Below are 13861 nucleotides of genomic sequence, written 5' to 3' on the forward strand. Positions count from 1 at the left end.
GATCCTCGATGCTGTCGGGCGAGAACCGGTAGACCGCAGTGGAAGGCGAGCCACTTCACAGTGGCGCAGTGCGAATGGTGTAACGAAGGGCTGAACTGTGAATGCCGGTCCACGCACGGTCCGCAGGACGTGACTCGCCTCGTAGATGCCGTGGCCGACGCCTGCCGTCCACCTGCGTCCGAGGTGGACGGCCTCGTTCGGCGGCGGCGCCGAAGGAGGCACGCTTCCTTCGAACGACGCCGTTTCTGTCTCGAGTGCCGACGGTGGAACAGACCAGTAAGCACACAACGATCTTCGTGCCGCCGTCCGCTGTAGCACCTGAGCTCACTCCGCGTGCGCTCGCATGTGCACACCTCTCGCGAAGCTTCCCTCCGTGCGCGCGGAGTTCAGATCACCGCTTGTCGTTGTCGGGTGAGTCGTCATGCAGTTCCCCGACTTCAGTCTTCAAGATCCGCACGGAACGTCCGAGACCACGAGCGGCGTCGGGCAACCTGTGGGCCCCGAACAGGACAAGGAGAACCACCGCGACTATCGCCCAGTGGGAGGGACTCATGGCACCCACTAGTTCGGCTCCTTGCCTTCCGGGTAGATCGCGTCCACCTCTACCTCGACGAGCCATCCAGGGACCGGGAGACTAGCGACTTCGAGTGCAAACCGACTCGGACGAGCCGGGTTCCGCTCGATGGGTGCTGAGGGTGCCGCAGTCCCCAACGGAACCAGTTCGGTGTCATCTGTGTCGACGTTGGTATTGGCAAAGAACTGCCGGTAGGCGCGGTTCCAGCCCGCGTAGTCGGCCCGGTCGGTCCCGGGAGCATTGTCGAGGAACACTCGCATGGTCACGACGTCTTGTAGCGTAAGTCCCTGGGCTCGGAGGTTGTCCTGGATCATCAGGAGCGCATTGATTCCCTGTGCTTCGGTGATGGTGACACCGGCGGGAAGTACTCCACCCTCGAAGGTGTCGATATTGAAATTGATGAACGATTCGGCCGTACCCTCCGGCGCCGACTTGTTCGCCGCAGCGGGACCGATCCCGCTCGACTTGTAGACTGCTGCCCCGCCGCCGAGTGCCACTCCCTCGGCGATCATCGGGTTCGTTTGACCGGGTTCGAGCACGGTCTTGGCCTGGAAGGTATCGCCGGGCACCTCAGCGTCCGCGGTGTCGGTGGAACACGCCGTTGCGCCGGTGGTCAGAGCACACGCGGCGAGCGCCGCCACAAACGCGGTGGATCGGATGGATTTCACAGTGAGTACTCCTCGCTTGATGGGTTTCACGACTGTTGAGCCACGCGCTCGTGTATGCGAGTGACAGCGTCTCGCGCCGACCACAGCGCACCGTGCTGCCAGCCGATCGAGTTGGTCAAGTTGTCGCCGGCGAAGTAGATCTTCTCGACGGGATCGAGAAGCTTGGTGAATTCAGGGGTGGGTGCCTTCAGCTCCGAGCCGCCCCCGACCCAGCTGATCCACGGTGCTTCCGAGTACTTGGTGCGCCGCCAGCTCCCCGAGAACGACGACGAGATGTCACGAAGATACTTGTCGCCGTGGATTTCGGAGCCCTCGGCGAGAGCCTTCGCAAGGCGTTGCCGATGAGACAGTGATTCAAAACCCTCCTGCCTTCTGCCGCTGCTGTAGTAGGCGACGACCACACCGCGATCGGAGTGAAAATTGTTCCATGGAAACATGATCTGGGAGATATCCTTGTCGGTGTTGGATGCTCCGCCGTAGATGCGGTCCTCGATCTCCCACCATCGCCGGGAGTACTCGATGGCGAGTTTTCCCGACGACGCCGGTAGGGCTCCCTTGAGCGCTGACAGTACGTCGGACGGCAGGTTGTTCTGCAGTCGCCTGACCAGATGCGGTGGGATGGTGCAGATGGCGAAGTCCGCGGTGATCGCTTTCCGGGCGCCGTTCACGGTGTACTCCACGGTGACGCCGTCGGAAACATTCTTCATCGACGTGACCTCGGCGCCGTAGACGATGTTGTCGCTGCCGACGGCATCGGCGAAGGCATAGTAGATGCGGTCCATGCCGCCGACCGGGGTGAACATCAACATCGCCTGGTCGTGTTCGAACTCGAAGTTGAAGTTGCGGCCGAGGCCTCCTTGGATGACGTCCTGCAGGGAGAACGGCTTCTTCGGCGTGCCGAAGTTCAATCCAGCCCTGGGTTCGGAATCGTATCCTCGGCGGGAGGAGCCGAGGTAGCGGCCGTCATCGGAGAGATCGCCGAAGCCGCGGAGGAACTCCGACAGTGCATCTTTGTCCTCCCGTGTGAGAACTTGGTCGAGCGAACCCTGATTGGTGGCCTTCTGCAACAACTCGGAGACGTAGCCGAAGGTGTCGGCCTTCGCCGCCCGGTAGGTGACCGACTGCCCCGAAACGGACGTATCACTCGTGTAGTTGACGAAGGTGTTGGCATTCTGGTTGCCGAATGCCTCGATCTGCACTCCGAGCTCGCGGCAGTAGTCGAGGGTGATGTGGTGCTGGGGGATACGGGTCGCGCCGAGATTGAAGAAGTGCCCCTCCGAAAAGGTGCACTTCTGCGTTTCGCCGTTGAGATCGGTTTCCTCGGTGCCGCCGCGAACGGTCCACACCCGCCCACCCGGGCGAGTGCGGGCTTCGAGAACGGTGACCTTGTAGCCGGCTTTCCGCAGTTCGTATGCCGAACACAGTCCGGCAGGTCCACCACCGAGGACGACCACCGAGTGGTTGCCCGTCACTGTGCCGATCAGATCGCCGGCTCTGAGCGGTTGAAAACCGCGATTCGGAGCAGCCGCGGAGGGAGCGAGTCCAATCGTGGACATCGCGCCATACGCCAGCCCCGTTCCCCCGGCGAGGCCGAGGCCCTTCATGAAAGATCGTCGTGTGTGTGTCATTCCGCACCCCTACGTTCGTGCGTCCATACGAAGATCCGGACGTCAGTCCGGGCTCCAACTCGGGACGCAAAAGGATCGGATCCTGCGGTTTCCCGCCGCCGTCCGGTGTGTTTCCTCGCTTGCCGACACCAGAGAAGGGGTATCGCCGAGATGCTCTGTTGGGCCGGACCCAGTTCCTCCACCGATAGTCCGTGGGCCCGGCCCTGCGGTGGACTGATCCGCATCCCTCGCCGCCCCGACCGTGGTGTCGACGTCGCTACTGAATCAGATTGTGAGCAGGGTCGATCTTCACATCCAGCAGGACCGGTCCCGTCAGTCCTGCTCGCCACAGGTCGGTGCACGCGTCGATGTCGTCCACCGAGCGAACCGTACGTCCCGGCGCACCGAATCCCTGTGCAATACCGGCGAAGTCGGCGAAATCGTTCTTCGAGTAGTCAGGGTCGAAGCCGAATCGCTCCAGACGGAAGTACTCGAACCCGTACACGTCGTCGTTGAATACGGCAATGATGATCGGGAGCTGCTCGCGCACCGCGGTACTGATCTCGCTCACGCTCATCATCAGGCCGCCGTCGCCGACGAGCAGCACAATCGGGAGGCCGGGGCGCGCGATCGCGGCTCCGATCGCACCGGCAACGCCGAGGCCGATGGAGGCGAAGGCGCTGATTCCCAGGAAGTCGCGGGGATCGTCGGCGTGGATGTACGGCCACGTTCCCGCGTTGTAGCGGCCCACGTCGCTGACCACACCAAAGGACTCCGGCAGTGCGTCGTTGAGGGCCGCTGCGGCGGCGCGCACATCGACGAAACCATCGGCGATGTGCTCATCGGTGAGTGCCGTCGAATGCGATGCCAGCGCCGAGATGTGACGGTCCACCCAGTCAGTGTGCCGCGCCGTCCAACCAGTCTCGCGCAGGACGTCGTTCATGGCGTCGGCCACGGCCTTCGCGTCTCCGACGATGCACTGATCGGCCCGTGAGAAGTGGTTGATCGCGGCGGGGTCGAGATCGACATGGACGATCTTCTTCCCCCGGATGAGGTCGCCGTCAGCGACGGTCATGCTGTTGAGGCTGGCGCCGAAGCTGATGATGCAGTCCGCCTCGGCGAGTGCGTTTTGCGCTGCCTCGTGCGACAGATTGCCCATGATGCCGATGTTGCGCTTCTCCCGGGCGAAGATGTCCTTGGCCAGGACACTGGCGCCGAGCAGTGCACCGATGTTCTCGGCCAGTTCGACCAGTGACGACGCCGCACCGGAGACGACCGCGCCGCGACCGGCGATGATGATGGGGCGATTCGCGCTCGTGATGAGACCGAGTGTGGCATCGAGCTCGGACTCCGTGGGCCGGCGTGGGCCCGCCCACGCGATGGGTTCCAGGGTCTGCGGTTCAGGGCAGTCGTCGTGGACCATCCGGGCCGGGACGTCGAGCAATACCGGACGACGTTCGCTCCGCATCCGCTGCAGGGCACGGGTGAGGTCGCGACCGACCGACGCGGGGGTATACACCTGCTCGTAGATCGCGCCGGCAGTGGCGGCTACCTGCTGAAGGTCGATCCGCTGTTCGTACCCGGGATCCATCGGGTCCGGTGGGGTCGTGCCGGAGATGAGGAGCACTTCGCTTCGCGCGCGTACCGCCTCGGTCAGTCCGGTGATCGCATTCGTCAGTCCCGGACCGTGGGTGACCGTGGCAATTCCCATACGACCACTTGCCCGGAAGTAGGCGTCGGCCATGACGACGGCGCCCGTCTCGTGCACCGCGCGCACATAGCGATGGCCTTGGTCTCGGAAGCTGGCGACGAGTTCCAGGTTGGCGTCGCCCATGACTCCGAACATTGCGTCGGTGTCCAGCGAGGCCACCAGCGATCCGATCACCGAGTAGAGTTTCATGATTCCTTCCGTTCCGTGCTGTGCGCGGAGAATTGGGTGGTTCGCATCAGTCGATACGCAAGTGCGCGTGCTGATCTCATCCTGTGGTATTCACGAGGGGGAGATTCCGACGGTGGATCGGTCGGCCGGGGCAACGTCCACCGACCCGGTCCGCGTGGGATCTGCTGGTGCGCAGTATGTGGCGTCGTCCGGGAGGATGTTGAAGCCGGGGTAGACCGGGGTCGCCAGTCGTGACCACACGTAGTAGACGATGCCGGGGACGAGCAGCCCGACGATCCACGACACATCGACACCACCGAGGACCTCGACCATCGGACCGGTGTACAAGGTGGTGTACAGGAACGGGATCTGCACCAGCAGGCCGAGGAAGTAGCTGACGATGGCGATGGTGTTCCACTTGCCGTACCGACCATTCGGATCGGACAGTGCCGGCACATCGTAGCGTTCCTTCGAGATGCAGTAGAAGTCGATCAGATTGATCGCACTCCACGGGGTGAAGAACGCGAGCAGGAACAGCAGCAGCGACGAGAACGAGGAGAGGAAGTTCTCGCTGGCGAACAGCCCGATGAGGGTGGCGATCAGCATGATGAACAAGATGGTCAGAGTGCGGGTGCGCGGGGCGATCTCGCGGTAGCCGCGGAATCCGGTGACGGCAGTGACCAGGCACATGAACCCGCCGTAACAGTTGAGCACGTTCACGGTGAGCTTGCCGAAGGCGATGGCGAAGTAGAGCAAGGCGGCCACGAGGCCGGCGCCGCCGATCGCGACGACGCTGCCGACTTCGTTGTCCCGGAACGCCGGTCCCGCCACCGCCGCCGCCAGCACCCCGAACGACATCCCCCAAAAGGTGCCCAGGACGGTGCCGCTGAGCGTGAGGGTGAAGGTCTTCACCGACGAGGTCTCGTACGGCAGATAGCGCGAGTAGTCCGCCACGTACGGCCCGAAGGTCACCTGGTACGACGCCGCCAGGGCGACCGCGAGCAGGAAGTTCGGGAGCGAGAACTGCGAGTCGGCCAGCAGGTCGCCGAGGTCGACGTCCACGACCATGCGGTAGGTGAGGAAGATGAACGCGATCGATCCGATGACGGTGCTGGCCCGGCCCATCACATGGATCAAGCGGTACCCGACGATGGTGACCAGCGCGGTCAGCAAACCGAAGACGATGATCCCAGCGCGGTCGGAGATGTGAGTCAGTTCGCCAATGGCCTGGCCTGCGAGAATGCTGCCGACAGACGCGTATCCGACGTACATCACCAACGCCAGCACGAGCGGAATAGTGGCGCCGTACACACCGAACTGCGCTCGGCTGGAGATCATCTGCGGCAGCCCCAACCGTGGTCCCTGCACCGAGTGCAGGGCCATCACCGTTCCACCGAACAGCAACCCGACGAGGAGGCCGACGATTGTCCACAGCACCTCGCCGGTCATGAGCATCGCGGCGGCACCGGTCACCAGCGCGGTGATGTTCAGCGTGGACCCGAACCACAGCGTGAACTGGTTCCGGGGCCGGCCGAACCGCTCGGATCTAGGTATGTACCCGATCGATCGGACTTCCACCCCGGCGATACTGGAGGCATCGGCCTCCGAGGTTGGCGACATGTCAGATGTCATCTTCATTCTCCGTTCAAGCGGGAAAGGCCGTCGGTACGGTCAGCGGTGATCAACGCGTGGTCCTTGTCTGACGCGATGGCATCGAGGCCGCGGGGTGAGTCGAGGGAGGAGTCGACGCTCGGCGTGCTCAGTCGACCCGCTGTCATGTGGGTGGTTGCGCCGCTGCACAACTCCGGTCCGTGGCTGCTGTTGCTATCGCTTCAGGCAAGGAAACTATGACCTAGATCACTGATTGAGGGAATATGACGCGTGTCTAAATCGGCAGGGTGAAGTTGTACGATCGATTAGGTAACGCAATCCGCGCGGGACGCATCGCTGACGCTGATGTCGATGGAGACACGGTGCGCCGACGCCCGGAGTGAACTACGCGGATCGGATTCACGTCGATGTACCGGCCGAATACCCATCCCTCGTGACGCGTCAGTCCCGCAACCTGACCGAATCGAGGATCTTGCGCCGCTGTACGCAATGAGGGCCGACGTGTGAATGGCGAATACGCGATCTCGGTTCGACAACCGAAACGCCGACGAGAACGCCCCATTGCCGAGTGCGTTGTCTGCAGTATCGGTCATGAAAACTGCAGGTGCGTGAACTCGCCTTGCCCCGTCCTGTGTTGGAGGAGGGCAGGCAATGTCGTAGGGTCCCGCAACTCCCGGTCGCGGTGTCGTTGGGCACCATCCGGTGATCAGCGCTCTGAGTCGGATGACGGCAGCTCGATGGCCCACTCCGTCATTGACAGGCATTGCCCGGGGCGTCGCGCCAAGCGTGAGAACTCATCCAGGCCATGGTCGGCATCGACCCCACGGCTCAGATGGCGCAAGCCCGGCCGGCCGATGTGGCTGGGGACGAACCGATCTTCACACTCGTCGTACTCAGCGCGTAGATCGGCCGACATCGTGGCCAGGCTGAGAGGGCAACAATCGATCGACCCGTGTGCGGAATCGCCGCGAGTGTCGCGGTGTGGGGGCGACCTGGCCGGGCGCGCGTCCAGGATCCGAACCTGTCGCTGCGCTAAACATAATCAACGTCGCTATTTCCGCCAGTGCGCACGGTCACCGAGAGATACGTTGAGCCCCGTGCGCAGGCGGGCGTCGAGGTGCGGCCGTTGGCGAACGCCCGTCCGCGTTCATACGAACGACTGCGCCATCCCGAGCCGGTTGACCGGGTAGGCGACGGTCTGAGGTATGCCTCCACAGGCAACCCCGGCGACCTCGGCTCGATGAGTCCGGTGGTGACCGCCAGATCGTCAGTCGGCGGCGGCCGACGGCTTGCACTGGCTCGAACCAAGGGAAAGTCTGATCCATCAATTCCCTGGCGTAGGTTCAACGTAATCAGTTCCCTTCACCAGTCGGCCGTCGGTCAGCGCCAATCGTTTCCGCTTGCGGTTACGGACCCGGACCGCGGTCGCGAGACTGACGCCGAGAAGCACCAGATAGAGAGGGAAGGCGACCTCCACCACGCTCCAAGCCTGGAGACTCAGCAGAGTGATGCTGCCGTTCAGCGCACCGAACACATACACAAATGATCGCTCAGTCTCCGGGTGTTGCCACGCCTTCACCATCGTGGGAACTCCGCCGATCACATCCGCGGTGAGAGCGGCCAGGACCGCTAACAGCGGGCTATCGAACGTTAGCCACAAGACCAGTGCCACCACCGAAACCGAACCGCAAGACAGGTCAAAAGCGGAGATCCGCCAGTAACTCAGACGATTGGTGAACGATGCTGCGATGATCGCGAAAGGACCCAGTCCGAAAGCCAACGTCGACAACGCAGGCAAACCGACACCGTCGGCGAGTTGGGCGAAGAAAGCAATCATGGCGGCGGCGCCCCAGAGGAACCAAGACACCCGATTCGGCCGAACCACACCGCGCACCGTGAGGGCTGCGTAGATGAAGGTACCGATCAACGAAAAGGCCGCTCCCAGAAGCACAAAACGTGGATCAATCACCGCTGCAGGCTCCCATCATAGTGCTTCTCACCACGCTCGGCGCTGAGCAGCCGCAGGGAGTCAATGTCATTGCGCAGTCGCCCGCGGAGGGCGACAAGCAGGTCAAACAAAAATCCGCTCATCCCACAGCGGAGACACCCACCGAGCGGGAATCAGCGAGATTCGTGGCTTGGTTGAAGCCATTGCGACCCCTCCTCGACAAACTGGCAACCGCAGTATGGCCACCGATCGTTCGGCATGAAATACGACGCAGATAAGAATCTCTGGTGCGCGCCTATACGATCATCTAATCGCGGTTGAGCCGGAACGGGTTGGCTCGCTCCGCTCGCACCACCCGGCAGACCCCGCATCACATGCTACGGATCGCGCCCTCCTGGCATGGTTGGCGCTGTGCAACGAATGATCGCTGGACAGGCGGGAAGGCCGGAGTATCCGAGTGGCAATGGCTTCGCACCGAACCCGAACAGATGGCCGCTGAGCTGCCTCGATGACGGTGAATCGACGAGGCGACGGTGGACCTCGTGGCCGCCAACCGCTGCTGGATCACCAGGACCGGCCTGCGCGCGACCGGTTCCTCCCGAACCAGAAGCATACGAGGCTAAACGGTTTCGACCTCAACGGTTCGCTTGAGCGCTTCGGCGACGTCGATCGGTAGCGGACGCGACCGCGCCGCATCCACATCGACATTCACATAAGTATTCTCGATGGTCGCGACGACGACCTTGCCACGCCGCAGGACGGTGCGCAGGTGGAAACTCGACGTTCCTACCTTGGTCGGGACCGTGTCGGCGTCGAGAACGTCATCGAAACGGCCCGGTGTGACGAAGGTGATCTCGCTCTTGACGACGGACGGATCCGCCCCCGCCGCCACGAGCGCGTCGTACTGCCACCCGAGTGAACGGAAGAACTCGGTCATCGCGATGTCCGCGATCTCCAGGTATCGGCTGTTGAAGAGGTATCCCTGCTGGTCAACCTCGTGATACCGAATGCGGTGGGAGTACACGGCCGTGATCGTACCGCGTCGACCTCCGACTGCAGTTGACCCTTTCGCCTGGAGGGGTGCAGTTCGGGCCGGTGTCTCCGCCGGCGCCCACGACCTGTTGAACAGAGCCATGTGTGGGTCGAGAGGGTCGACGTCCGCGGCGGCGCTACACACGCGATCGGAAAGTGCAGATGCCCGGCACGAACGTGCGAGTACTCTGCTTGGACATGCGTGTTCTCGCCGTCGATTTCACCTCCCCGACCTGCACTACCCAGACGAAGGGAGCAGCGGTGGCGCAGTCCGCCGCCGTGGCTGCAGGGGCACCAGCCCACGCAGGCAGCTCCAACCCTCCCATCCTGAGCGCTGCGGCTCACGTGCCAGGAGATCTGGACGCGACGGAATTCTCAGCACTAGTCACCGGGACTGACGCCGCGCGTCCTGTGCCGCTGTGACTCCGAAAGACTCGTGCGGTCGAGCTGGTGGAATGGAAGCAATGACCGTCGTGATGACCGCGATGCGACCGAGTGACGCGGAACGCTGCGCCGAACTGGAGGCCCAGTTGTTTGTAGGCGGCAGTTTGTGGAGCGCCGAAGCGTTCCGGTCCGAACTGGCACACCGGCATAACAGGTACGTCGTGATTCGGGACGAGGCCAGAACCGTGATCGGATATGCCGGAATCGCATTGCTCGGCAACCCGTTCTCACCCGAATCCGAGGTTCACAACATCGGAGTCGACCCCGCATACAGGCGAAAGGGACTCGGCACGTTACTGCTGAGTGAACTATTGCGACTCGCCGACGAACACGGCGGTTCAGTGTTCCTGGAAGTTCGTACCGACAACACGGCGGCGATCGAGCTATACCGACGGGAGGGTTTCGAGATCGTCGGAACACGTCGCAAGTACTACCGGCCCAGTGGGGCGGACGCTTACACGATGCGGCGTCGAGGACCGTCAACCTGACAAGTTGCGCCACTGTGTTGAACGATGGATCTCGTCTAATGGCCGCGGCGTCGGAAATCCCCGCCCTGTCGCCTCGGAAACGACGTGCCGCAGCCCGCCTGCGATTGTGTAAAGTCCTGCAACCAAGAGATTCTCGCTACAACTTCGGATGGTTGTGCAGGAGGAGTACGAGGACCGTCTGTCAGCCGATGCTGGCACCGTACACATGGTCAACGGCCATCGTCATGAGTATCCTTCGGTCTGACACCATGACTGCCCGGTACTCGTCCCAGTCCGGGTGTTCACCAGCGGCGGCGCGATAGTAGTGCACCAGGGCCTCTACCTCGGGTCCTCGCGGGTCTAGGCCCGGGCCGGTGAGTAGGGCCGTGCCGTCGGCGGTGGCCCAGGATCGGCCGTCGGGGGCGGTGACCTCGAGGGTGACGCGCGGGTCCCGGCGCAGGTTTGCGGTCTTGGCCCGCCCCTCGGTCATCGAGACGTAGAGGACGTCGGCCTCCCGGTCATAAAATGGCGTGACGGGGGAGAGTTGGGGGCGGCCGTCCGACTTGATCGTCGCGAGGACTCCGAGTCGGCTTTCCGCGAGAAGCGTGCGCGGGTCGAACGGTGTGGTAGTCATGTCCGAGTCCAAGTCGGGGCGGGTACCCGGTATTCCCGCGAGACGCAAGTAGGGTGACTGATGGGACAACGGGCAACAGCAACTGACCGAATACATTCGCTGGTACAACCAGCAACGAAATCTTGACCGAGCCGCGAGGGCGTGAGCCCGTCGCATTACCGAGAGCAGGCCCTCGCGGCTAAGCTAAGGAACTATTCCGCCAGATCAGCTGGCAGGCTCTTCACGGTTCATCCGGCAACCACCGCAGCCTCGTCAAGATGGGCAAATTCCGCCCGCTCGCCGGCACCGTCCTTGATCCGCACGGGAAGGCCAGTCCTCGCAGATTCGTAAATGGCGACAATGATTTGCAATGACTTCATCGCTTCACGCCCACTCACGCTGGGTGCGCGACCTTCGCGGACGGCCTCTACAAAGTCTGCGACCTGGAGTTTGTGCAATGGAACGAGCCGGGCATTGATCTCGGCCACGGGGATGTCGCCCTGGATTCCGTCCGCGAAGAGGTCGATGGTTCGCTCTTCGCCTCGCACGGTCCACAGGTCGTTGACGGCATCCGCGCCTTCGGGGTATTCGGTGACGTTTACGGTGGCTCCGTTGCTGCCGGTCACTACGATCCGGCTGCCCAGGCTGGGCGATGCCGCAACCGTTGCGCTGAGCGTTGCCACGGCGCCTGAGGCAAAGGTGATAAGGGCCGCCGCTGTGTCTTCGACTTCGATGGAATCCCCGAGGACAAAGGCTCCGGCTTTGGCGCTGACCTCCACTGGTTCCCCCATGAACCACTGCAGCAGGTCGATGTTGTGGATGGCCTGAGTCATGAGTACCCCTCCACCGTCCGCGGCCCAAGTGCCGCGCCACGCTGCAGTGTCGTAGTAATCGGTCCCCCGATGCACGAGCACCTGGCAATGGCCGAGCATGGGCCGGCCCAGCCGGCCGTCGTCAATCGCAGCACGGAGTGCTTGGGCACCTGGCCAGTACCTGCGCTGGAACACGACGCCGAGGGTAACCCCGTTGCGCTCGGCTACCTGCACCATGCGCTCGGCGGAGGCCAGGTCGGTTGCTATCGGCTTTTCACACAAAATGTGCACACCGGCCGTGGCAGCTTCGGTTACCACCATTTCGTGGGTCGGGTGTGGAGTGCAGACGCTGATGGCATCAACTCCGACTGCGATGAGTTCAGTGACGGACTGGACCGCGTGGGAAACGCTTCGTTCAGCGGCAAAGCGCTCCGCGCGAGAGAGATCGACGTCGCAGACGCCCACAACCTCAACGCCGGGAAGTTCAGAGTATGACTGGAAGTGGTTGTCTGCGACGTTTCCGCAGCCCACGATACCTACGCGGAAGGACTTGCTCATTGCGAGTGCTCCTGTGTCTGGATGGAATGGTTTTTGCGTTTGCTGAAATCCGGGTCCCAACTTGTAGAGGGACTCCGGAGCACGTTTCCTTGGCGGGTCAAAGCACTCATGACCGCCAAGAGGGAGATCAACCGCCGAGGCGGCTTCCCGTGCAGCGAATCCGTCAGACTCGCTGAAACACCAAGGGGAATGGGCATTCGTGCCGCCGGTACTATGCGAACAGCTCCCGGCGGCACTTGCTTGATCGTTAACGAAGCAATGTTCGGTTACCTGACGTAGTCGGCACCGGTGATGTCGATCGTCGTTCCAGTGGCGTGCCGGGACCGCCCTGAGGCAAGAAATGCGATGGTTTCAGCAACATCTTCGGGTGGGATCACCTCGCCGAGTGGAAGTGCGGCGGCCGCCTCAGCGGTGACGGCTTTACCGGTCAGGCCGGTGGCGACCCACGCCGGTGCAACCGCGTACGAAAGTACACCGTCCTTTGCATGTCCGCGGGCGACGCCACGTGAGAATGCCAGCAGTGCACCTTTTGCAGCCCCGTATCCGAAGTACCCGGGGTTGTCGCCGCGGTGTGCAGATCGGCTGGCTACGTTGACGATGATGCCGCCACCGCGTCCCTGAAAATGAGCAATCGCATATCGGGTGAGATCGACGGGTGCGATGATGTTCACTGCCACGTTGCGTTCCCACCCCTCCCGCCATGCCTCGTCGTCATCCATCGGTGTCGGTATGTATGCGCCGGCGTTATTGACGAGGACATCGAGATGTCCCACCGCTCGTACTGCGTCCTCCCACACCCTATTGGTTTCGGCGGGATTGGCGAGATCTCCCTGCACCAAGTGAATCCGGTCGTGGCCAAGTTCTGCAGACAGTGCCTCGGCGGAGGCCTTGTTCGATCCAAAATGAACGACGACAACCGCGCCTTCACGATGAGCCAGGCGAACGGTGGCTGCACCGATCCCCCCGGACGCTCCGGTGATAAGAATGTTCTTTCCATTCAGCATTCCCGGGGTTAAGGTCACGTTCTTCCTCCTTCTAATTAGGTGATGAATTTCTGTGGCAATTAACGCGTTTCACGGACAGGAGCTCGTTCTGTCTTGCCGAGGCTGATGCCATTCCCGCAACGAGCTGTGAGCTGGGTTCACGGAATTCCTGACGTCGGCGAGTGGGGTCGAAAGGCCGGTCCTACTCTTAACCAGAAGCCAATCTCACGGATCCGCGACATCAGTGGCCTGACCATCCTCCTGCGCACTCGGCCAGGCTCTTGCCTTTGGTTTCCGGTGCCCACAGCTGCGAGATGATCGCGCCGACCCCGACGACAACCGCCATGATGAGGAGCACCGAGCTGATCCCGAGCTTGTCGATCCCGACCGGCAACAAGAACATGCCCGCCGCCGCGCCGAACCGGCTGACTGCCGCCGCGAAACCAATCCCCACGCCACGGACCTCGGTCGGGAACAGCTCACTGGGGTACACAGCGACCAGGACACCGTTGATCGCGTTCAGGAAAGAGAAGACCAAGAACAAGGTCAGGACCAGAATTGTTGGGATGTCGGACCAGAGGCCGAGGACGAGAAAGATTCCCAGCATGATCCACTGCGGGGGCACCGTGAACACCCGACGTCCCGCTTTGTCGATCAGAATCATG

At 62.6% G+C, this 13861-nt stretch carries 12 protein-coding genes; 1 reads left to right on the plus strand and 11 read right to left on the minus strand.

Features of this window, described 5'->3' with window-relative positions; translation table 11 throughout:
* Positions 1-391: 391 nt before the first annotated feature.
* The 7 genes from tatA to ACFU5V_RS41725 all read right to left on the minus strand — a co-directional run bounded on the left by tatA (position 392) and on the right by ACFU5V_RS41725 (position 9311).
* Positions 392-562, minus strand: coding sequence for a Sec-independent protein translocase subunit TatA (tatA, locus tag ACFU5V_RS41695; protein WP_378707096.1), 171 nt, complete (start codon positions 560-562; stop codon positions 392-394).
* The gene (locus tag ACFU5V_RS41700) at positions 562-1242 is read right to left on the minus strand and encodes a Rid family hydrolase (protein ID WP_378707098.1); all 681 of its coding nucleotides are present in this window, start codon (positions 1240-1242) and stop codon (positions 562-564) included. Before ACFU5V_RS41700 ends, tatA begins: the two co-directional genes overlap by 1 nt.
* Before the next feature lie 26 nt (positions 1243-1268).
* Positions 1269-2846, minus strand: a complete 1578-nt coding sequence (locus tag ACFU5V_RS41705; protein ID WP_378707118.1) for a flavin monoamine oxidase family protein — start codon at positions 2844-2846, stop codon at positions 1269-1271.
* 280 nt (positions 2847-3126) lie between these two features.
* Positions 3127-4749: a thiamine pyrophosphate-binding protein gene (locus tag ACFU5V_RS41710; protein ID WP_378707100.1), complete on the minus strand. Its 1623-nt coding sequence runs from the start codon at positions 4747-4749 to the stop codon at positions 3127-3129.
* A 90-nt stretch (positions 4750-4839) separates the two neighbouring features.
* Positions 4840-6348, minus strand: coding sequence for a purine-cytosine permease family protein (locus tag ACFU5V_RS41715; RefSeq protein WP_378707102.1), 1509 nt, complete (start codon positions 6346-6348; stop codon positions 4840-4842).
* Positions 6349-7663: 1315 nt separating this feature from the next.
* Entirely contained in the window at positions 7664-8308 is a 645-nt protein-coding gene (locus ACFU5V_RS41720) for a hypothetical protein (protein ID WP_378707104.1), read from the minus strand.
* A gap of 598 nt (positions 8309-8906) precedes the next feature.
* On the minus strand, positions 8907-9311 hold the full coding sequence (locus tag ACFU5V_RS41725; RefSeq protein WP_378707106.1) for an acyl-CoA thioesterase: 405 nt from the start codon (positions 9309-9311) through the stop codon (positions 8907-8909).
* 472 nt (positions 9312-9783) lie between these two features.
* Between ACFU5V_RS41725 and rimI the strand changes: the two genes are divergently transcribed.
* The gene (rimI, locus tag ACFU5V_RS41730; protein ID WP_378707108.1) at positions 9784-10251 is read left to right on the plus strand and encodes a ribosomal protein S18-alanine N-acetyltransferase; all 468 of its coding nucleotides are present in this window, start codon (positions 9784-9786) and stop codon (positions 10249-10251) included.
* A gap of 181 nt (positions 10252-10432) precedes the next feature.
* On the opposite strand, the gene ACFU5V_RS41735 is transcribed toward rimI, so the two are convergent.
* From ACFU5V_RS41735 to ACFU5V_RS41750, 4 genes are all read right to left on the minus strand, one after another.
* Positions 10433-10864, minus strand: coding sequence for a PPOX class F420-dependent oxidoreductase (locus ACFU5V_RS41735; RefSeq protein ID WP_378707110.1), 432 nt, complete (start codon positions 10862-10864; stop codon positions 10433-10435).
* 227 nt (positions 10865-11091) lie between these two features.
* Positions 11092-12213, minus strand: coding sequence for a Gfo/Idh/MocA family protein (locus tag ACFU5V_RS41740; RefSeq protein ID WP_378707112.1), 1122 nt, complete (start codon positions 12211-12213; stop codon positions 11092-11094).
* A 266-nt stretch (positions 12214-12479) separates the two neighbouring features.
* Positions 12480-13235 (minus strand): SDR family NAD(P)-dependent oxidoreductase, encoded by a 756-nt coding sequence (locus tag ACFU5V_RS41745; protein WP_378707114.1) that lies wholly within the window; start codon positions 13233-13235, stop codon positions 12480-12482.
* Between the two features lie 202 nt (positions 13236-13437).
* A partial coding sequence (locus ACFU5V_RS41750; RefSeq protein ID WP_378707116.1) for an MFS transporter occupies positions 13438-13861 on the minus strand: 424 nt, incomplete at its 5' end.

The sequence above is a fragment of the Rhodococcus sp. NPDC057529 genome (assembly GCF_042802055.1).
Taxonomy (GTDB): Bacteria; Actinomycetota; Actinomycetes; order Mycobacteriales; family Mycobacteriaceae; genus Rhodococcus_F.